Origin of the sequence: Allobosea sp. MMO-172, assembly GCF_037147855.1 — a bacterium.
Taxonomy (GTDB): Bacteria; Pseudomonadota; Alphaproteobacteria; order Rhizobiales; family Beijerinckiaceae; genus Allobosea.
Genome location: NZ_JBBCUM010000015.1, coordinates 85,615 through 105,655, shown reverse-complemented (window position 1 = coordinate 105,655; position 20,041 = coordinate 85,615). Strand labels below are relative to the sequence as shown.

The following is a 20,041-nucleotide window of genomic DNA, read 5'->3' as shown; positions in this document are numbered from 1 at the left end:
CTCTCTTCAAATTGCGCGATTTTAGTTCACCTGCACTTCTCTCGGCTTTGAGACGCTGATCTTCCTGCAATTGGGCACCCTGCCATGCGTACGCTTGCCATCTGCGTTCTGTTCTGGATTTCGACGTCATCGGCCTACGCTTTCGATAGCGCCTGGCAGCGGCTGGAAAGCTATCGCATCTTGGCTGGAAGCTGCTCACCGGAAATCCAGAAGTCGCTTAAAGGTTTTCAGGTTGCCGATTTGGATGAGCCAATCGCCATCATTTACGAGCGCGAAGCCAATTTCGTCAGCAGCATCAGCAAGCCGGGCAATATCGTTCAAGCTCGCAAGGCTATGGATGACTATCGAATTGAAATGGTCCGCCAACTCGACGAGGCCGTCAAAACCGCGGGCTGCGAGAAAGCGATCCAGCGCCTAGGTCTCGATATTCCCAAGCCCGTTACCAAACAGCAGATGATCGAGTTCGTGCGCTCCGTTCCGATACCAACATCTGAACGCACGGACTCCATCCCTGCCATCGACCGGATCGGCACGAAGGCGGCCTACACGCTACAGAAGGTCATCACGCGCGCGCTCATCGACAAAAAACAATGTGATCTGGCCACTCTGAAAGCGTCTGTCGTGAAAGAAACGCCTAGGGAGGCGATCAACCCGCCACCATTCGTCGGTGTGCCCAAATCCCATGAAGAGCGCTGGGATATCGTCTGTGACGGCAGCAACCTGACGGCCCTAGTTACGTTTGTTCAAGACGCGCGAAAGTGGCGCAATTACAAGATCGAAACGAAAAACAGCGCCAGCGAGAAAGCTGACGCTGCAACAAGTGGCGGCCTTCGCAAAGCTCTAGACTGACACGCGCAGCTTAGCGCTTCGCCTCGATCACGTCGAAGAGCTGGGCCGCGAGGTCCGGGCCGCCGAGCTTCTTGATCGCCCGCACGCCGGTCGGCGCGGTGACGTTGATCTCGGTAAGCTTGCCGTGGATCACGTCGATGCCGACCAGGAGCAGGCCGCGCTCGCGCAATGTCGGGCCGATCGCCTCGCAGATCGCGAGCTCCTGCTTCGACAGGTCGGTCGGGCGCGCCGCGCCGCCGCGGACCATGTTGGCGCGCAGATCCCCGACCGCCGGGACGCGGTTGACGGCGCCGGCCGCCTTGCCGTCGATCAGGATGATGCGCTTGTCGCCCTCGCTGACCTCCTTGATGAAGCCCTGCACCACCCAGGGCTCACGGAAGAGATTGCTGAACAGGTCGAAGAGCGAGCCGAAATTCGGGTCGCCCTTGCCGGTCTTGAACACGGTCGCGCCGCCATGGCCGTACAGCGGCTTCATGACGATCTCGCCGTGCTCGTCGCGGAAGGCCTCGATCTCCGCCTTGTCGCGGGTGATCAATGTCGGCGGCATCAATTCCGGGAAATGGGTGACGAGGATCTTCTCGGGCGCATTGCGCACCGAGGTCGGATCGTTGACCACCAGCGTCTTCGGGTGGATGCGCTCCAGCATATGGGTGGTCGTGACATAGGCCATGTCGAAGGGCGGATCCTGCCGCAGCAGCACGACGTCGAGCGTCGAGAGATCGACCTTCTCCTCGGCACCGGCGGTGAAATAGTCGCCGTCGACATCGCGCACCTTCACCGGGCGCATCGGCGCGGTGACCTTGCCGTCGCGCATCGAAAGCTTGTCGGGCGTGTAGGTGTAGAGCGAGTGGCCTCGCGCCTGCGCTTCCAGCATCAGCGCGAAGCCGGTATCCCCGGCGATCCGGATGCGCTCGATCGGGTCCATCTGGATGGCGACGTTGAGGCTCATGACAGGCTTCCTGTTGCAGGCAGGCGGTTCTTATCGGACCGCAGACGGTGTCCCCGCAAGTGGGTGGCCCTGCATCAGAGGACAAGCGCGAAGGCAGCGGGGACATGGCGCGGCCGGCGCCAGGGCGCCAGGAACACCGCATCGGCCCGCAGATGATGGTCGACGGCCCAGGCATTGCGCGAGAGCCAGTGCCGGACGCGCCGCTCGACGAGGCGCTGCTTTTCCGCGGTGATCGCGATCATGGCGTTGTCGAGCTGGCCCCGCGCCTTGACCTCGACGAAGGCGATGGTGCGGCCGCGCTTCATCACGAGATCGATCTCGCCGCCCTTGCCGCCGAAGCGCCGCTCCAGCAGGCGATAGCCCTTAGCCGTCAGCCAGAGAATGGCGAGCCATTCGGCGCGGCGCCCGGTCAGGCCGGAGCGGCGTGCCTTGAGGCTGCGCCCGCCCGGATCGGCGCCGGCCTTGCTCATGGATCGTCGCGCGTGAGTTCGAGCGCGCGGGCATAGACTTTGCGGCGCGGCTGGCCGGTCTCGGCCGCGACCTGCGCCACGGCTTCCTTCAGCGAAACCTTGGCCATGGCCGTGCGCAGGCGCTCGTCGATCGCCTCGTCGCTGGTGACGAGATCGGCGGCGCCGGGCGGGCCGATGATCACGACGATCTCGCCGCGCGCCTCCTCCTCGCTCTCGTAATGGGCCGCGAGTTCCGGAAGCGTGCCGCGCCGGACCGTCTCGTAGAATTTGGTGAGTTCGCGCGCGACGGCGCCCGGCCGCGCGCCGAGCACGGCAGCGGCATCACTCAGCATCTCGGCGAGGCGGCGGGGCGATTCGAAGAAGACCAGCGTCCCGGGAATGGCGGCGAGCTCGGTCAGGCGGGTGCGGCGTCCCCCCGATTTCGGCGGCAGGAAGCCCTCGAAGAAGAAGCGGTCGGTCGGCAGGCCGGCCAGCACCAGCGCCGCCAGTACGGCGGAAGGACCGGGAATGCCGGTGACGGGCAGGCCTTCCGCCACCAGTTCGGCGACGAGCTTGTAGCCGGGATCGGAGACGAGCGGCGTGCCCGCATCCGAGATCAGCGCGAGCTTGCCGCCCTCGCGCAGCTTCGCCAGCACTTTGGGGCGCATCTGCGCGGCATTGTGCTCGTGATAGGGCAGGAGCGGCGTCGATATCCCGTAATGCGCCAGCAGCGTCTTCGAGGTGCGGGTATCCTCGGCCAGGATCGCATCGGCAGCGGCAAGCGTCGCCAATGCCCTAAACGAGATGTCGCGGAGATTGCCGATCGGCGTCGCGACGATGTGCAGGCCCGGCGCCAGCGGCTCGGCCTCGGCCTTCAGGCCGAAGGCGGTGTAGCTGGGGGGGCGGGCGGCGGCATCGGTCGACATGGCGCCACGCTGCCACAGCCAGGCGGCCCACGCCATCGCAAGGCGCGCGTACGCCCCTGCAACCTATAGTTAACAACTTGAAAATAGGCTTCCGCACTGGCACGAGAGGTCCGGGGGTAGAACAGTTCCGCAGGACCTATCGCCGGGCCGCTTCTTGCCGGCCCGGTCACGACTGGAGATCGCCCGTGTTCCACCATCGGCACCTCGCACCGATCCTGCGGTTCAAGGCACGGGCCTTCGCCGTCATGCTGCCGCTTGCGCTTGCCGCCTGCGGTGGCGGCACCTCCGGCATGCCGGGCTTCGATTCGGGCGCGCCCGCAGCCGGCGGCGCCGCGCCGACCGGGCAGACCCTCGGCACCGGCAAGGTCAAGGTCGGGCTCATCCTGCCGCTGACGGCCGAGGGGCAAGGTGCCGTGGTCGGCAATTCCCTGAAGAACGCCGCCGAGATGGCGCTCGCCGAATTCCCGAATGCCGACCTGATGCTGCTGGTCAAGGATGATCGCGGCACGCCCGAAGGCGCCCGCGCCGCCGCGCAGGAGGCCCTCTCGGAAGGCGCCGAACTGATCGTCGGCCCGCTCTTCGCGCCCTCCGTCCAGGCGGCCGGGCAGGTGGCACGCGCCGCCAACAAGCCGGTCATCGCGTTCTCCAGCGATTCCAACGTCGCCTCGCGCGGCGTCTACCTGCTCTCCTTCCCGCCCGAGAACGACGTCAACCGCGTGATCGGCTATGCCGCCCAGCAGGGCCGCAAGTCCTTCGCCGCGCTGGTGCCGGACACCGCCTATGGCAAGGTCGTCGAGGCCGCCTTCCAGCAGGCCGCGGCCAATCGCGGCGTGCGCGTCGCCGCGATCGAGCGCTTCAGCTCCGATCCGGCCGCGATGAAATCCGCGATCCAGCGCCTGATGCCCTCGCTCGCCCAGGCCGATGCGCTGTTCGTGCCGGCCGCGGCCGACACGATGCCCACCGTGGGCCAGCTGCTGCAGGAGGCCGGCTACAACCCGGCCAAGGTCAAGCCGCTCGGCACCGGCGTCTGGAACGATGCCAGCATCGCGCGCGTGCCGGCGATCCAGGGCGGCTGGTTCGCCTCGCCGGATACCGCCGGCTTCAACGCCTTCGCCGGGCGCTATCAGCAGCGCTTCAACAGCGCGCCGACCCGCACCGCGACGCTGGCCTATGACGCGGTCTCGCTGGCGGCGGCGCTGGCCCGCACGCAAGGCTCGCAGCGCTTTTCGGAAGCCGTCCTGACCAACGGCTCGGGCTTCGCCGGGGCGGACGGCGTCTTCCGCTTCCGCCCGGACGGGCAGGTCGAGCGCGGCCTCGCCGTGCTGGAGCTGCGCAACGGCCAGATCGTCACGATCAACGCAGCGCCGCGCGATCTCGGGCCGAGGTCGCAATAGGCGCCCAAACGAAAACGGCCGGGCAAGACCCGGCCGCTTCCTGATCACGTTGGGCGACGGCCTCAGCTCAGCGGCGCGTATTTCACCACGCAGCCATAGGCCTTGGTGCTGGCTTCCGAGACCGGCTTGCCCGCCTTGAGCTCGGCGATGGCCTGGCGGACATAGCTTTTGGCGCCTTCGAGGCTCGCGGCCGACGAGGTCGGCTTGTCGTCGATCGCGCCCATATAGGCGAGCGTGCCCTTGGGATCGATGATGTACATATGCGGCGTGGTCTGCGCGCCATAGGCGCGTGCCACCTTGCTGTTCGGGTCGAGCAGGATGCCGGCCGGGGCGGCGTTGCGCTGGACGGTCAGTTCCTTCGCCTTCGCGGCATCGACATGGCCCTGCTCGCCCTGCGGCGAGGAGATCACCGAGAGCCAGACGATGCCCTCCTTCGCCATGTCCTTCTGCAGGGTCTGCATGGTCGCGCTGTTATAGTGCTTCCGAACATAGGGGCAGTCATGGTTGGTCCATTCGAGGATCACCGTCTTGCCGGCGAATTCCGAGAGGTTGCGCGTCTTGCCTTCGACATCGACCGCCTGGAAGGCGGGGGCGGGCGCGCCGACCTTGGCCGCGCCTTGCGCGAAGGCGGCTGCCGGGAAGGCGAGGCCCGCGAGGGTAAGGCCGGCGATGAAAGTCTGTCTGGTCAGGCTTTGCATGTCTGTCTCCCTGGGTTGATGTCGAAAACCTATGGCAATGCCGCCGTCTTCGCGTTGCGACCGGCCGCACGCTCGGCCGCGGCGATCAGCCCGTCCACGGTCAGGAGCTGCGGCAGGATTTCGGCCTGCGCCTCCTTGCGGGCGGGGTAGAACAGATAAAGCGGCACGCCGGCGCGGCCCTGCTCGGCCAGCGCCTTGGCGATGCGGCTGTCGCGATTGGTCCAGTCCGCCTTGAGATAGACGACGCCGAGCCTGGCGAAGGCGTCCTTCACCTCCTGCCGGGAGAGCGCGACGCGCTCGTTGGCGATGCAGGTGATGCACCAGGCGGCGGTGAAATTGACGAAGACCGGCTTGCCCTGCACCTGCAAGGCCGCGACCCGCTCGGGCGACCAGGCCTCGATATCGCCGGCCCGCGCCTCGGTCGCCGTGCCGGGAATGGCGTTCTGCACGGTGAACCAGCCGGCGCCGAGCACGACCAGCGCCGCCAGCACCGAACCGAAAGCGCGCCGCGCGAAAGAGCCGCGCGTCACCCCGACGAGCCAGACGGCGAAACCCGCCGCCAGCACCGCGACCAGGGCGGCAAGCACGCCCTGCGGACCGCTCTGCACCGAGGCGACCCAGATCAGCCAGATCGCGGTCGCGAACATCGGGAAGGCGAAGGCCTGCTTCAGCACCAGCATCCAGCGGCCGGTCCTGGGCAACAGGCGCAGCAGCCCCGGCGCGAAGGAGAGCGCGACGACCGGCAGGGCAAAGCCCAGCGCCAGCGCCATGAAAACGGAGAGGGCGATGACTGGCGGCTGCGTCACCGCATAGCCCATCGCCGCGCCCATGAAGGGCGCCGTGCAGGGCGTCGCGACCACGACCGCGAGCACGCCGGTCATGAAGGCGCCGAGCCGCCCGCCCCGGCTGGCGAGGCCGTCACCGAGCCCGGTGACGGAGGTGCCGATCTCGAAGGCGCCGAGCAGGTTGAGGCCGATCAGGACCATCACCACCGCGAGCCCGATGACCAGCGGCGGGGACTGGAGCTGGAAGCCCCAGCCGACGCTGCTGCCCAGCGCCCCCAAGGCGATCACCGCGCCGGCCAGCACCATGAAGGTCAGCAGCACGCCGCTGAGAAAGAGCAGGCCCTGCTCGCGAACCTCGGAGCGATTGCGATGGGCGAGCTGCGCGAAGCCGAGCGCCTTGATGAACAGCACCGGCAGGACGCAAGGCATCAGGTTGAGGATCAGGCCGCCGGCAAAGGCAAAGGCGAGCGCCGCCCAGAGCGTGAGATCGGCGCCCTCGGCCGGCATCGGAATCCGCACCACGGCCGGGCGGGCTTCCGGCGCAGCCGCCCCGCCAGCCGCCATCAGGGCGGCGTCGGCATCGGCGACGATCGTAACCGCCCTCGGCGAGCCGGTTTCGGTGAAGGTGAGGACGCCGGTCACCTCCGGCTTCTCCAGCTTGAAGGCGCTCGAACGGGTCAGGGTCAGGAAGGGCTTGTCGCCGGCCGTCAAGGGCTGATCGGCCGCATGCTCGATCAGCGTATCGGAAACCGGGAAGAAGCGCAGATCGGCGACGCCGGCCGGCAGGCCGGGCAGGTCGAGCACGAGCTTGCCGGCATCGTCGCGGAGCTTGCCGCGGAAGGCGGCGGGCTTCGGCAGCGCCGCGATGGCGGCATTGATCCGCGCTGCTGCAGCCTGATCGACCGTGCTGACAGCGGCGATGGGGAGGTCGAGCGAGAAGGAACCTTCCTCGGGAATGCAGATCTTCTCGCAGACGAGCCAGGTCGCCTCGGCCTTCAGCGCAAAATTCTCGCCGGGCTTGGCATCGGCCGGGACGGTGATCTCGAGCGGCAGCAGGACAGTGCCCTCGAAGCCGAAATTGACGAGCGGCTCGACGCGGATCGCCTTGGGCGCCGGCCACTGGATCTCGCCGGCCGTCGCGCCGGCCGGCAGGTCCCACCTGATCTGGGTCGGCTCGCCGGAATCGCCGGGATTCAGCCAGTAGGTATGCCAGTGCGGCGCCAGCTTCTGGACGAGCGCGACCTTGAAGCGCTCACCGGGCACGACCGTATCGCGGCTCGACAGCAGGGTCGCGGTGACGCGCGGCGAGGTGACCGCGGCGGATTCGGCTGCGAGCGCCAAGCCCGGAGCCGCCAGCCCGAATGCCAGCACTGCCCCGCGCAGGAAACGCTTGCCGAAATGAAGCCGCATGATGCCGTCGCCATCCCTGATCACCCGGACCCCATGCCTCAATCCGCCCTCACCTGCCAATGACAAGGCAGTGAGGCGGGGTCAGGACCATTCTGGGCGATCGGGCGCCGGGAGGCAGCGTGCCATGATGTCGCCGCCCTCGATACGGGCGGCGCGATGGGTCAGATCGCGGCGCCGTCCGTCACGATGTCGGCGCCGAGGCCCTGGCGGACCGCACGCACGATCTCGGCCTCCGCCGCCGCACCGCGCTTGCGCGGGCGGCTCGCGTCGATGCGGTGCTCGGCGATGATCTGGCCGGGTGCGCCCGAGAGGACGACGACACGATCGGCGAGATAGGCGGCCTCGTCGATATCATGGGTGACGAAGAGCACGGTCTTGCCCGTGCGCTGCCAGACGCGGATCAGCTCGTCCTGCAGGTTCTCGCGCGTCAGGGCGTCGAGCGCCGAGAAGGGCTCGTCCATCAGCAGGATTTCCGGCTCGACGGCGAGTGCGCGGGCGAGCGAGACACGCTGGCGCTGGCCGCCGGAGAGCTGGTGCGGCCAGCGCTGCGCCAGCGGCGCGAGGCCGACGAGGTCGAGCATCGCCGTCGCCTTGGCGAGACGCTCGGCGCGGGGCGCGCGGCCTTCGAGCCCGAAGCCGACATTGGAGACGACCTTGCGCCAGGGCAGCAGGCGCGAATCCTGGAAGACCAGCGCGACCGGCCGGCGCGTCCGGTCCTTCGCGTCGATTACGACCTCGCCGCCGCTCGGCCTGGCGAGGCCGGCGATGACGCGCAGCAGGGTCGACTTGCCGACGCCGGAGGGGCCGACGATGGCAAGAAACTCGCCACGCCCGACATTCAGGTCGAGCTTGCGCAGAACCTCGGTCTCTTCGCCGTCGCGGGTGAAGGTCAGCGACAGACCCTTGATCTCGATCACGCTTTCCAACGCAGCACCCATTTCTGGAAGGCGACGAAGCCGGTGTCGAGCAGGCCGTAGAGCGCCGCCATCGTCAGCATGTAGACCACGACGATATCGGTCGCGAGCAGGCTGGACGCCTGCATCATGCGCTGGCCGACACCGGCGACGCCGAAGATTTCGGCCGCAACCACCGCCATCCAGGCCTGGCCGAGCGCCGTCCTGATGCCGACGAGAATGCCCGGCAGGGCCGCCGGCAGCAGGATCTTGAACAGACGAGCCCAGGGCGAGCGGAAGCCGAAGGCATCGGCGACCTCGATGAGATCGCGGTCGACGCCACGGATCGCGCCCTGCGCCGCGAAGAACACGATCCAGAACACGCCGATCGCAATGATGAAGACCGCCGCGCCGGGCGTCACACCGAACCAGATGATGGCGAAGGGCACCCAGGCGAGACCCGGAATCGGCCTGAGTACCCGGACGACCCAGGCCGTCGCCTCCTCGGCAATGCGGGACATGCCGATCAGGACGCCGAAGGCGATACCGAGACCGGCGCCGACAAACAGGCCGACAAAGTAGTGCCAGAGCGAACCGAGTATGGCCGCGAACCAGGCGCCGGAGGAGAGCTCCCGCATGAAGGCCTTCGGCAGGGCGCTCGGCCCCGGCAGGAAGGCCGGATTCACCAGACCGAAATAGGGCATCGCCTCCCAGAGCAGGAGGAAGGCGACGAGGCCCAGAAGGGCGAGGGCCGGAGCCCGGAACGACTGCAACGTCAAACCACTCAACCTCTGGCTCGTAAACGCACCGTCATCCCGGGCGGAGCGAAGCGCAGACCCGGGATCCATGGCTGAACCTCACCGAGATATGCTCCGGAATGGATCCCGGGTCTCCCTGCGATCGCCCGGGATGACCCGCGTTTCATATCCACAACGATATCCATGAGGATCGGCATCAGCCGCCCGTCTTGATCGCGCGCTCGAAATACTGGGTTTCGAACAGCCCGTCGAAGGGAAGTTCCTTCTCCAGCGAGCCGAGCTTGACCTGATAGGCCTGCATCGCGCGGGACGGCTCGATGATCTTGCGCGGGTCGATCTCGAACTGGCTGGCCGGCGAGACCAGCGCCTTCTGGATCAGTTCGGGATCGACGATGCCCTTGCCGAGCGCGGCACCGACATGGGGAGCGGCTTTCTTGGGATCGGCCTTGATCAGCGCGGCTGCCCTGACGAGACCGGTGACGAGGTTCTGCACGGCCTGCGGGTTCTTGGTGGCGAAGGCGCCGGAGACAGCGACGACCGTGCCGGGCTGGCCGGGGAAGACCTCCTCGCCGCCGGCGACGAGCTTGATCTGCGGGTTGCGGGTCTGGAGGATGGTCAGTGCCGGCTCGCGGACGGAGCCGCCATCGACCGCGCCGGCCAGGATCGCCTGCTGGGTCGCGTCGATGCCCATCGGTACGATCTCGACATCGGCCTTGTCGACCTTCGCGACCTCCCAGAGCCAGTATTGCAGGGTCGTGTTGGGTACCGAGCCGGCCGGCTGGGTGGCGAGGCGCGCGGCCTTGCCATTGGCGGCGCGGAAGGCCTTGAAGGCGGCGGCGGCATTCGTGCCGGGGGTGAAGAACTTGGTGAGCGAAGGCGCGCTGACCACGACGTTCTCGCCGATCGCGGTCGAGGCGACGACGCGGATGTCGATGCCGCGCGAGCGGGCAACCGCGAGCGGCGCGACGCCGGCGACATAGACATCGATCGTGCCGGAAGCCAGCGCCTGGATCATGTTCGGGCCGGATTCGAAGACGGTGACCGCGACATCGATGCCCCCCTGCTTCAACCAGCCCTCGCCATTGGCGACGAAGAACGGCGCCGTGCCGACGATCGGAATGTAGCCGACACGCGCCGCGACGCTCTGAGCGCGGGCCGGAGCGGCGGCGAAGGGCATGGCCGCCGCGAGGCTCGACCCGGCGATGAGGAACTGGCGGCGATCCATCGTTCAAATCCCTTTCGAAAACAGGCCCGATTGAGCCCCATTGACAGATTGAGAAAAGGATTTTCTATCTGGATGCAATAGATTAGCTAGAAAAAGATAATTCGTCTATTTCATGCGAAATCTGCGAAACGAATTTCTCCAGATAGCGAGCTTGAGAGAATGGACGCCATCGACCGCAAGATTCTGACCGTGCTCCAGGCGGACGCGAATATCTCGATCGCGGAGCTCGCCGACCGCGTCGGGCTCTCGCAGACCCCGTGCTGGAAGCGCATCCAGAAGCTGGAACAGGCCGGCGTGATCCTGAAGCGGGTCGCGCTGGTCGCGCCCGAGAAGATCGGGCTCGGCCTCACCGTCTTCGTCCAGATCGAGACAGCCGACCATTCCGGCCCCTGGCTGGAAAAGTTCGCCCAGATGGTCGCGGCGATGCCGGAGGTGATGGAGTTCTACCGGATGGCGGGCGATGTCGATTACATGCTGCGCGTCGTGGTCGCCGACATGGCCGCCTATGACGGCTTCTACAAGAAGCTGATCGAGACGATCCCGCTCAAGAACGTCACGTCGCGCTTCGCGATGGAGCGGATCAAGGCGACGACGGCCTATAAGGTGCCCGATCTGCCCCGCAACTGAGGAAGGCGGGGCAACGCGCCGCGCATGACAGCGCGGCGTGGCAGATGCTACGTAACGGACAGTTCGCCATTCGCGCTGCCCGAGGAGCCGCCTTGTCCGCTTCCCGCTCCGTTCTCCTGATCATCGGCGGCGGCATCGCCGCCTACAAGATGCTGGAGGTCATCCGCCGGCTGAAGGATCGCGGCATCGCATCGCGCTGCATCGTGACCAAGGCGGGCGAGCAGTTCGTCACGCCGCTCACCGTCTCGTCGCTGGCGGGCGAGCGCTGCTTCACCGACCTGTTCTCGCTGACCGACGAGGCCGATATCGGCCATATCCAGCTGTCGCGCTCGACCGACCTCGTCGTGGTCGCGCCCGCGACCGCAGACCTGATCGCCAAGATGGCGAACGGGCATGCCGACGACCTCGCCTCGACCGCGCTGCTCGCCACCGACAAGCGCGTGCTGATCGCGCCGGCGATGAACCCGCGCATGTGGCAGCACCCGGCGACCCGCCGGAACATGGCGCAGCTCGAGAAGGACGGCGTGCTCGTCGTCGGCCCCAATGTCGGCGCCATGGCCGAGCGCGGCGAGAGCGGGCCGGGCCGCATGGCCGAGCCGCCGGAAATCCTCGCCGCGATCGAGCTGGCGCTCGCAGAAGAAAAGCCCAACGCCCAGCGTGCCATCGGCTTCCTCGGCCGGCTGCCGGGTGGTGAGCATGCGACAGGCTCGCTCGCAGGCCGGCATGTGCTGATCACGTCCGGGCCGACGCATGAGCCGATCGACCCCGTGCGCTACATCGCCAACCGCTCCTCCGGGAAACAGGGCCATGCCATCGCGGCAGCGGCGGCCGCGGCCGGAGCACGCGTGACGCTGGTGAGCGGCCCGGTGAACCTGCCCGATCCCGCCGGCGTCGAGACCATCCATGTCGAATCGGCGCGCGAGATGCTCTCGGCCGTCGAGACGGCGTTGCCTGCCGATATCGCGATCTTCGCCGCTGCCGTCGCCGACTGGCGCGTCGCCGACGCGGCCTCCGACAAGCTGAAGAAGGATGGCAAGGCGCTGCCGCCCCTCTCGCTGGTCGAGAACCCCGACATCCTCGCAACGATCGCGCATCGCAAGAACGGGCGCCCGCCGCTGGTCGTCGGCTTCGCCGCCGAGACGCAGAACGTGATCGACTATGCCCGCGCCAAGCTTGCCCGGAAGGGCTGCGACCTGATCGTCGCCAACGATGTCGGCGGCACCGGCGTGATGGGCGGCGATGCCAATACCGTGCATCTCGTCACCGCGACGGACATCGAGACCTGGCCGACCCTGCCGAAGGGCGAGGTCGCGGCGCGCCTGATCGCCCATATCGCCGGGCTGGCGCCGGCCCGGCAGGCGGATTGAGCGATGGTCGCGGTCCTGCTGCAACGCCTCCCGCATGGCGCCGACCTGCCCTTGCCGGCCTATGAGACGGAAGGCGCGGCCGGGCTCGACCTGCGCGCCGCGATTGCCGAAGGCCTCTCGCTCGCCCCGGGCGAACGCGCGCTCGTCCCGACCGGGCTGGCGATGCAATTGCCAGCGGGTTTCGAAGGGCAGGTACGCCCGCGCTCGGGCCTTGCCGTCAAGCATGGCGTCACCGTCTTGAACGCACCCGGCACGGTCGACAGCGACTATCGCGGCGAGGTTAAGGTGCCGCTGATCAATCTCGGGCAGGAGCCCTTCGCCATCGCCCGTGGCGACCGGATCGCGCAGATGGTGATCGCGCCGGTGACGCGCGCCATTCTCACGGAGGTCGCAGGGCTCGACGCCACGGCACGCGGCGCGGGCGGCTTTGGCTCGACCGGCGTCGCGAGCGGCGGCGGGGAGAAGCGGCCATGATCCTGCTCTCGCGCCGCAGCCTGCTCGCCATCGCCGCCGTGGTCGATATCGCGCTGCATGCAAGGCCGCAGCCGGTCGCGGCCAAGCTGCTCGCCGCGCGCCATGCGCTGCCGCCGCGCCATCTCGAAACCCTGCTGCAGACGCTGGTGCGCGTCGGCATCCTCAAGGGCGTGCGCGGCCCGCGCGGCGGCTACGAACTCGCCCGCGAGCGCCGCAAGATCACGGCCGGCGACATCGCGCGCGCCGCGATGCAGGAAGCGATCGAGGAAGCGCTCGGGCCGGAGCCGCAATCGCGACTGGTCGACGAGGTCATCGGGCCGGAGGTCGCACATGCCTCGGCGGCCTTCCTCGCGGCGCTGGACACCGTGACGGTCGAGGAACTGTGCCGCCGGGCGCAGGCCAAGGCCGTCTTCGGCGAGCCCGGAACGAAACCTGATTTCACTATCTGATTGTGTGATTTATTTCTTTATTCGACAGATTCTGTGAATTGTTCTAGCGTCGCGACCGAACGTTCTCTCGTCCAGAGGAGTCATGTCATGACCGAAGCACAGAAGACGACGAAGGCGCCCGGACGCGGACGCATCTACAACTCGATCACCGACACGATCGGCGACACGCCCCTGGTCAAGCTCAACCGCCTGCCGGCCGAGCGCGGCGTCAAGGCGACGATCCTGGCCAAGCTCGAGTTCTTCAACCCGATCTCGAGCGTGAAGGACCGCATCGGCGTCAACATGATCGATGCGCTGGAGGCCTCCGGCGCGCTCAAGCCCGGCGGCACGCTGATCGAGCCGACCTCCGGCAATACCGGCATCGCGCTCGCCTTCGTCGCGGCAGCCCGCGGCTATCGCCTGATCCTCGTGATGCCCGAGACGATGTCGCTGGAGCGGCGCAAGATGCTCGCCCTGCTCGGTGCCGAACTCGTGCTGACGCCGGGCCCCGGCGGCATGCGCGGCGCCGTCGCCAAGGCCGAGGAGCTCAAGGCCGAAATCCCCGGCGCGATCATCCCGCAGCAATTCGAGAACCCGCATAATCCCGAGATCCACCGCAAGACCACGGCGGAGGAGATCTGGAACGACACGAATGGCGCGGTCGACATCGTCATCTCCGGCGTCGGCACCGGCGGCACCATCACCGGCGTCGGCCAGGTGCTGAAGGCCCGCAAGGCCGGCGTGAAGATGGTCGCGGTCGAGCCGGAGGATTCCCCGGTCCTGTCCGGCGGCCAGGCCGGCCCGCACAAGATCCAGGGCATCGGTGCCGGTTTCGTGCCGGGTATTCTCGACCGTGGAATCATCGACGAGGTCGTCACCGTGGGCAACCAGACGGCCTTCGAGACGGCGCGCGCGCTCGCCAGGAGCGAGGGCATCCCGGCCGGCATCTCGTCCGGCGCGGCTGTCGCTGCGGCGCTCGAAGTCGGCGCCCGGCCGGAAAATGCCGGCAAGACCATCGTGGTGATCATCCCCTCCTTCGCCGAGCGCTATATCTCCAGCGCCCTGTTCGAGGGGCTGTGACCGCAACGGCCATCCAGATCGTCCGGCTGGCGGAGAGCCTGCCGGACGATTTCGAGGCCCTGCGCCACGAGGCGAGCGCGGAAAGCTACCGCTTCATCGAGGGGCTGCGCGAGGAATGGCTCGCGGGCCACTATGGCGGCACCGACGAGCGCTTCGTCACCTTCGCCGCCTTCCACGAAGGCGAGCTCGCCGGCATCGGCGCCTTGACGCCCGACCCTTACGATCCCGCTCCCGATCTGCTGCGCGTGCGGCATGTCTATGTCCGGCCGCTGCATCGCGGCGCCGGCATCGGGCGCGTGCTGGCCGCCGCGCTGATCCAGCAAGGGCTCGATCTTGCGCCGCGGCTCTCGTTGCGCGCGGCCGATCCGCGCGCCAGCGCCTTCTGGGAAGCGAATGGCTTCACGCCCGACACGAGCGGAACCCGCCGCTCGCATCTGCTAACGCGATAAGCGCGTTTCAGCGCACCAGAACCAGCCGGTTGTTCCAGGGATCGGTGACGCTCGGCACGCCCTCATTCTCATTACCGCCCGCAGCCAGGATGCGCTGACGCATCGCCACGAAATCCGCCTCGTTGCGCGCGACCAGCTCGAAACGGTCGAGCCCCGCCTCGCCCGGCTGGCGCGGGCCGGCGCCGCGGCTGCCCCAGATATTGCCCGCGATATGATGATGGTAGCCGCCGCTGGCGAGGAAGCTCGCGCCGGGATAATGCACCATCAGGTCGAAGCCGAGCAGGTCGCGATAGAAGGCCTCGGCCGCCTTGGTATCACCGACGCGCAGATGGATATGGCCCATCCCCGTGCCCTCGGGCATGCCGGCATAGACAGCCTCGTCGGCTTCGCTCAGCAGCTTGTCGAGATCGAGCCGTTCGGTCGCCATGGCGATGCTGCCATCGGGCTTGCGTGGCCATTCCTCGCGCTTGCGGTCGCGATAGATCTCGATGCCGTTGCCTTCGGGATCGGACAGATAGAGCGCCTCGCTGACGAGATGGTCGGAGGCGCCTTCGAGCGGGATGCGCGTCACCGCGGCATGCCTCAGCCAGTTGGCGAGGTCCTGCCTGGACGGCAACAGGATGGCGAGATGGAACAGGCCGGCAGTCGAGGTCGGCCGGACCGCGCCCGCGACAAGCCGGACGAGCACCTGCCCGCCGACGCCGAGATCGGCGCTCGTCGCATCCTGCCGGATGATGCGAAGGCCGATCGCATCGCGATAATAGGCGGTCAGCGCCGGGAGATCATGCGCCCGCAGCGTCACGGCGCCGATGAAGACGGGCGCCTTATGGGCTTCGAGAGTGACGGCGGAAGCCGTCCGTTCGATCGTTGCGACCATGGGAAATCCTTTCGCGGCGGCCCTGCCGGCCACCTTCCCAACATGGCGTTTGTGCAGCGCCTTGTCGCCCACCCGCTCGGCAAGGCTACGATTGCATGACTGCAATCACCGCCATTCAGGCGGGGCGCGGCCGGTCGATGGCGAAATGGCGGAACCAGCGCTTCTCGCGTCCGCTCACCAGCGCCCCGATCAGGCGCGAGGCCATGAAGCTGAAGGTGATGCCGTTTCCGCCGTAACCGTAGGCCGCGAGCAGGCGCGGATGGCCGGGCACGCGCCCGATCAATGGCAGCCCGTCTCCCGTCTGCCCGAAGGCGCCGGACCAGGCATGATCGAGGTCGAGGCCGGCCTGCGGGATCAGCCCCTGCAGACGCGCCTGCAGAGCCCTGGTTTTCGCGGGGCCGAGCGCCTCGCGCCGGTCGGGATCGTCGAAATCCTCGTCCTCGCCGCCGAAAACGATGCGGCCATCCGTGGTCGTGCGACAGTAGCAGTAGTCCTCGGAGGCCTCCCAGACGAGCGCGGGGCCGGGCCAGAGCGCTTGCGGCACCTGCGGAACCGTCGCGATCGCCCAGCTCGACGCGACGCGATGCAGATCGTCCCTGACGATGTCGGGCATGACATAGCCGGTGGCCAGCACGATGCTGCCGGCCTCGACGACCCGGCCGCTGGCGAGAGTAACGGCGGCAGACCGGCCGGCGCCGTCGAAGCCCACCGCCTCTTCGCGGATCAATCTCGCGCCGCGTTGCGCGGACACCGCGAGCAGGCCATGGCACAGGCTGAGCGGGTCGGCCTCGGCCGAACCGGGCGAGACGATCGCCGCCGCCCGGTCGAAGCCGAAGGCGGCCCGGAGGGCCGCATGGTCCAGGAAATCGCCGGGCAACCCGGCCCGCTCGCGCAGGGCGGCTTCCTCCCGAAGCTTGCGCGGGCCACTTTCACCCGCAGCGAGATAGACGGTCTGGCGGGCTGAGAACCCGCAGGAGAGCGCGAGTTCCCCGACCAGACCGCGCAGGCCCGCGACCGCCTGAAAGCTCAACCGATAGACCTCGGCCGCAGCGGCGAAGCCGTAGAATGCCGCCAGTTCCGACAATCGAAGGTCGATTTCCCATTGCAGCATCGCGGTCGAGGCCGCCGTGCTGCCGAAGCCTTCGCGCTCGCGGTCGATCAGGACGACGTCGCGGCCCATCGCCGTGAGATGTTCGGCGACGAGGGCGCCGGTGATGCCGCCGCCGACGATCACGATGTCGCAGCGCGTGTCCGCCTCGATCTCCCGTCCCGAAGGCCGCACCGGAGTCGGGCGCCACGGCCCTTTGCCGGTGCGCAGGTCGTCCTGGCGCGTGGCCTGCGGGTCGAGCATCACTCCGCCCTGGGTGGGCCGACCCGGTCGGCCATCGTGGCGCCGCGCTGGCCGAGCGGCTTCGGCCGGCCGGTCGTGGTGTCATGCGCGGTCTGGTGCTCCAGCTCGGCATTGAGCTCGGCACCGGCCAGCACGATCATCGCCGAGAGCCAGAGCCAGGTCATGAAGACCACGACGGTCGCGAGCGAGCCATAGGCCGCCGTGTAGTTGCCGAGCGTCGAGACATACCAGGAGAAGCAATAGGAGGCCGCGCCCCAGAGCAGGGCCGCGGCGATCGCGCCGGGCATCACCCAGATGAAGCGCATGCGCTCGCGGCTCGGGCCGATCCAGTAGAGGATCGCGATCGAGAAGGTCGCGACGACGAAGAAGGCGGGCCAACGCACCAGCCCGATCAGGCGCTCCAGCTCGACATGGAAGGGGAAGAGCGCGGTCACGACCGGAAGGCTGGCGATGGCGATCAGCGCGGCGGTGAGCAGGACGACGCCGCTGACCGTGGTGAAGAGCGAGATGGCGTTGAGCTTGAGGAAGCTGCGCTTCTCGGTCTCGCGATAGATGATGTTGAGCGCATCGAAGATCGCCTTCACCGCCGCATTGGCCGACCAGGCCGCGACGAGCAGGCTGACATAGAAGGTCGTGGACAGGACGAAGCCGGACTGGGTCGAGAGCCTGACCGCCTGCTCGTGGATGAGCTCGCGTGCGGCCTGCGGGAACATCGTCGTCACCGTGTCGAGCTGCTCGGCAATGGTCCCGGGATCGGTGAAATAGCGATAGAGCGTGACCATCAGCGACAGGGCCGGCACGAGCGAGAGCAGGGTGAAGAAGGCGACCGCACCCGCCAGCGACGAGAGGCGGTTCTCGGCGACATTGCCGGCAAAGCGCAGCAGCACGTCCTTCCAGCCGAGCCAGGTCATCTGCAGCGGCGTCTTCGCCAGCCGGCCGCGCACCGCTTCCTCCCGATGCCGCCCGAGCTTGTCGGACAGCAATCCCGACAGATAGCCGAGCGCGACCCCGATCCCGGCGGCGCCCGTGATCCGTTTCAGGAAAGCCATGTCGGACCCGTTTCTCCGCAGCCAGTTCTTGCCCGCAAGCATGCGAGCAACCGCATCCGGCCGCAATCGTTCCGATGCGAAACCCGGGGAGGCACGGCTTAGCCGATTGTTAACCTTAATGCTTCGTTATGGCAGGGCGCAGCCGCGAGCGGCAGGCGCTTCCCCATGTTGCGGAAAGCCCGATGACGAAGCTGTTCAGAACCGGCCTGACGGGCCTCGCGATCCTGCTGTCGGGCGCGGCCGGAGCGGCCGACCTGCGCAAGATCGCCCTGCCGCCGGCCCCGGACCTGCCGGCGCTCTATTCCTGGACCGGTGTCTATGCCGGTCTTCAGGGCGGCTATGCCTGGGGCGACAGCCGCGTGCGGATCGGCGCGCCGGGCGGCGGTTTCGCCCCCGTCAGCTTCCGTGCCGGCGAGGATACGGCCTTCGGCGGCGCCCATGCCGGCTTCAACTACCAGCTCGGCGGCATCGTGCTGGGTGTCGAGGGCGATGTCGAAGCCCTCGATAGCCGCAGCCGCTTCGACGGCATCGGCCTCTCCGCCCGCGTCAGCCAGGACTGGCAGGGCTCGGCCCGCGCGCGCCTCGGCCTCGCCTTCGACCGCTGGCTGGTCTACGGCACCGGCGGCGCCTCCTTCACCGAATACGAGCGGCGCGTCTTCACGCCCGGCGCCGGCTTCAGCGAACGGCTGACCAGCGCACGGACCGGCTGGAATGTCGGCGCCGGCGTCAATTTCGCCTTCACCGACAACCTGATCCTCGGCGCCGAGTATCGCTATACCGATTTCGGCCGGAACCGCTTCGCCAGCTCCGGCGCCTTCCCGGGCCTGACCGGCTCGCAGGACCTCTCGACCCACAGCGCCCGCGCCAGCGTCGCCTACAAGTTCTGAGGACGCCTTAGAAGCCCGTGCGCTGGCGGATCGCGGCGGCCAGCGTGCCGTCGTCGAGATAATCGAGCTCGCCACCGACCGGGACGCCGTGGGCGAGCTTGGTCACCTTCACCGGCAGATGCGCCATGAGGTCGGTGATGAAATGCGCCGTGGTCTGGCCGTCGACCGTCGCGTTGAGCGCGAGGATGACCTCCTTCACCGCCGGATCGGAAGCCCGCGCCACCAGCGCATCGAGCGAGAGATGCTCGGGCCTGACACCGTCGAGCGCCGAGAGCACGCCGCCCAGCACGTGATAGCGGCCGGAGACAGCCCCCGAACGTTCCAGCGCCCAGAGATCCGAGATATCGGCGACGACGACGATCAGCGAATCGTCGCGGCGCGGATCGGTGCAGAGGCCGCAGGGGTCGCTGGTATCGACATTGCCGCAACGGGCGCAGACGACGATGCGCTCGCGCGCCACCGCCATCGCCTCGGAAAGCGGGCCGAGCAATTGCTCGCGCTTCTTGACGAGATGCAAGGCGGCCCGCCGGGCCGAGCGCGGCCCGAGCCCCGGCAATTTGGCCAGGAGCTGGATCAGCCTTTCGATCTCGGGACCGGCAATGGCGCGGGACATCGTACTACCTTGTCATTCCGGGGCGGCCGCAGGCCGAACCCGGAAGCCACGACCGGGTGAGCGCGGTAGGACGCGGCGGCGTGATCGGGACAGCCCAGTCGTGGGTTCCGGGTTCTTCGCTTCGCGAAGCCCCGGAATGACAGCGGGCGGCCGCCATTGCGTTTCAAAACAGCTTCATGCCCGGCGGGATCGGCAGGCCCTTGGTGATCTCGGCCATGCGCTCCTGCATGACGCGCTCGCCGCGGGTGCGGGCGTCATTTGCAGCCGCGACGATCAGGTCCTCGAGGATTTCGCGCTCGTCCGGCACCATCAGGCTGGGGTCGATCTTCACGCCCTTGAGCGCGCCCTTGGCCGTCATCGTGACCGTGACCATGCCGCCGCCAGCGCCGCCCTCGACCTCGATATTGTCGAGCGCGGCCTGCATGTCGGCCATCTTCTGCTGCATCTGCTGCGCCTGCTTCATCAGGCCCATCATGTCGCGCATCGAAAATCCTCCTCGGAAT

The 20,041-nt window shown here is 67.9% G+C and carries 22 protein-coding genes; 9 read left to right on the top strand and 13 right to left on the bottom strand.

All coding sequences use genetic code 11. From position 1 onward, the window contains the following. Positions 1-84 precede the first annotated feature (84 nt). Positions 85-849 (top strand): hypothetical protein, encoded by a 765-nt coding sequence (locus tag WFK61_RS20660; RefSeq protein WP_336813948.1) that lies wholly within the window; start codon positions 85-87, stop codon positions 847-849. A gap of 10 nt (positions 850-859) precedes the next feature. Here the strand turns inward: WFK61_RS20660 and gshB are convergent, their stop codons facing one another. The 3 genes from gshB to rsmI all read right to left on the bottom strand — a co-directional run bounded on the left by gshB (position 860) and on the right by rsmI (position 3,173). Further along, complete coding sequence (gene gshB, locus WFK61_RS20655; RefSeq protein ID WP_336813947.1) at positions 860-1,798, bottom strand: glutathione synthase; 939 nt, start codon at positions 1,796-1,798, stop codon at positions 860-862. A gap of 74 nt (positions 1,799-1,872) precedes the next feature. Continuing rightward, positions 1,873-2,268, bottom strand: coding sequence for a YraN family protein (locus WFK61_RS20650; RefSeq protein WP_336813946.1), 396 nt, complete (start codon positions 2,266-2,268; stop codon positions 1,873-1,875). Continuing rightward, the gene (rsmI, locus tag WFK61_RS20645; RefSeq protein WP_336813945.1) at positions 2,265-3,173 is read right to left on the bottom strand and encodes a 16S rRNA (cytidine(1402)-2'-O)-methyltransferase; all 909 of its coding nucleotides are present in this window, start codon (positions 3,171-3,173) and stop codon (positions 2,265-2,267) included. The genes WFK61_RS20650 and rsmI overlap by 4 nt, the downstream gene beginning before the upstream one ends. A gap of 185 nt (positions 3,174-3,358) precedes the next feature. Between rsmI and WFK61_RS20640 the strand changes: the two genes are divergently transcribed. After that, entirely contained in the window at positions 3,359-4,567 is a 1,209-nt protein-coding gene (locus WFK61_RS20640) for a penicillin-binding protein activator (RefSeq protein WP_336813944.1), read from the top strand. 62 nt (positions 4,568-4,629) lie between these two features. On the opposite strand, the gene WFK61_RS20635 is transcribed toward WFK61_RS20640, so the two are convergent. The 5 genes from WFK61_RS20635 to WFK61_RS20615 form a co-directional block, all read right to left on the bottom strand. Further along, positions 4,630-5,265 (bottom strand): thioredoxin family protein, encoded by a 636-nt coding sequence (locus tag WFK61_RS20635; RefSeq protein WP_336813943.1) that lies wholly within the window; start codon positions 5,263-5,265, stop codon positions 4,630-4,632. Between the two features lie 29 nt (positions 5,266-5,294). Beyond that, positions 5,295-7,460 (bottom strand): protein-disulfide reductase DsbD family protein, encoded by a 2,166-nt coding sequence (locus tag WFK61_RS20630; RefSeq protein WP_336813942.1) that lies wholly within the window; start codon positions 7,458-7,460, stop codon positions 5,295-5,297. A gap of 161 nt (positions 7,461-7,621) precedes the next feature. Continuing rightward, entirely contained in the window at positions 7,622-8,398 is a 777-nt protein-coding gene (locus WFK61_RS20625; protein ID WP_336813941.1) for an ABC transporter ATP-binding protein, read from the bottom strand. After that, positions 8,374-9,126 carry an ABC transporter permease gene (locus WFK61_RS20620; RefSeq protein ID WP_336813984.1) on the bottom strand — a complete coding sequence of 251 codons (753 nt, stop codon included), beginning with the start codon at positions 9,124-9,126 and terminating at the stop codon, positions 8,374-8,376. Before WFK61_RS20620 ends, WFK61_RS20625 begins: the two co-directional genes overlap by 25 nt. A gap of 181 nt (positions 9,127-9,307) precedes the next feature. Then, positions 9,308-10,336, bottom strand: coding sequence for an ABC transporter substrate-binding protein (locus tag WFK61_RS20615; protein ID WP_336813940.1), 1,029 nt, complete (start codon positions 10,334-10,336; stop codon positions 9,308-9,310). A gap of 159 nt (positions 10,337-10,495) precedes the next feature. On the opposite strand from WFK61_RS20615, the gene WFK61_RS20610 reads away from it, so the two are divergent. The 6 genes from WFK61_RS20610 (at position 10,496) to WFK61_RS20585 (ending at position 14,761) form a co-directional block, all read left to right on the top strand. Then, positions 10,496-10,963 (top strand): Lrp/AsnC family transcriptional regulator, encoded by a 468-nt coding sequence (locus WFK61_RS20610; protein WP_052232492.1) that lies wholly within the window; start codon positions 10,496-10,498, stop codon positions 10,961-10,963. A 92-nt stretch (positions 10,964-11,055) separates the two neighbouring features. After that, a complete protein-coding gene (locus WFK61_RS20605) occupies positions 11,056-12,330 on the top strand; it encodes a phosphopantothenoylcysteine decarboxylase domain-containing protein (protein WP_336813939.1) in 1,275 nt (424 codons plus the stop codon). A gap of 3 nt (positions 12,331-12,333) precedes the next feature. After that, complete coding sequence (gene dut, locus WFK61_RS20600; RefSeq protein ID WP_336813938.1) at positions 12,334-12,804, top strand: dUTP diphosphatase; 471 nt, start codon at positions 12,334-12,336, stop codon at positions 12,802-12,804. Continuing rightward, complete coding sequence (locus WFK61_RS20595; RefSeq protein ID WP_336813937.1) at positions 12,801-13,253, top strand: RrF2 family transcriptional regulator; 453 nt, start codon at positions 12,801-12,803, stop codon at positions 13,251-13,253. Before dut ends, WFK61_RS20595 begins: the two co-directional genes overlap by 4 nt. Positions 13,254-13,340: 87 nt before the next feature. Continuing rightward, a complete protein-coding gene (gene cysK / locus WFK61_RS20590) occupies positions 13,341-14,312 on the top strand; it encodes a cysteine synthase A (RefSeq protein WP_336813936.1) in 972 nt (323 codons plus the stop codon). Then, positions 14,309-14,761: a GNAT family N-acetyltransferase gene (locus tag WFK61_RS20585; protein ID WP_336813935.1), complete on the top strand. Its 453-nt coding sequence runs from the start codon at positions 14,309-14,311 to the stop codon at positions 14,759-14,761. Before cysK ends, WFK61_RS20585 begins: the two co-directional genes overlap by 4 nt. Positions 14,762-14,768: 7 nt before the next feature. Here the strand turns inward: WFK61_RS20585 and WFK61_RS20580 are convergent, their stop codons facing one another. The 3 genes from WFK61_RS20580 to WFK61_RS20570 all read right to left on the bottom strand — a co-directional run bounded on the left by WFK61_RS20580 (position 14,769) and on the right by WFK61_RS20570 (position 18,038). After that, entirely contained in the window at positions 14,769-15,638 is an 870-nt protein-coding gene (locus WFK61_RS20580; protein ID WP_336813934.1) for a VOC family protein, read from the bottom strand. Positions 15,639-15,753: 115 nt separating this feature from the next. Continuing rightward, on the bottom strand, positions 15,754-16,989 hold the full coding sequence (locus tag WFK61_RS20575; protein WP_336813933.1) for an NAD(P)/FAD-dependent oxidoreductase: 1,236 nt from the start codon (positions 16,987-16,989) through the stop codon (positions 15,754-15,756). Continuing rightward, complete coding sequence (locus WFK61_RS20570) at positions 16,989-18,038, bottom strand: YihY/virulence factor BrkB family protein (RefSeq protein WP_336813932.1); 1,050 nt, start codon at positions 18,036-18,038, stop codon at positions 16,989-16,991. Before WFK61_RS20570 ends, WFK61_RS20575 begins: the two co-directional genes overlap by 1 nt. Before the next feature lie 182 nt (positions 18,039-18,220). Here WFK61_RS20570 and WFK61_RS20565 point away from each other — a divergent pair, with 182 nt between their 5' ends. Then, a complete protein-coding gene (locus WFK61_RS20565) occupies positions 18,221-18,925 on the top strand; it encodes an outer membrane protein (protein ID WP_336813931.1) in 705 nt (234 codons plus the stop codon). Between the two features lie 7 nt (positions 18,926-18,932). Here the strand turns inward: WFK61_RS20565 and recR are convergent, their stop codons facing one another. After that, a complete protein-coding gene (gene recR / locus WFK61_RS20560) occupies positions 18,933-19,538 on the bottom strand; it encodes a recombination mediator RecR (protein WP_257733135.1) in 606 nt (201 codons plus the stop codon). Positions 19,539-19,701: 163 nt separating this feature from the next. Next, positions 19,702-20,022 (bottom strand): YbaB/EbfC family nucleoid-associated protein, encoded by a 321-nt coding sequence (locus WFK61_RS20555; RefSeq protein ID WP_336813930.1) that lies wholly within the window; start codon positions 20,020-20,022, stop codon positions 19,702-19,704. Positions 20,023-20,041: the final 19 nt, after the last annotated feature.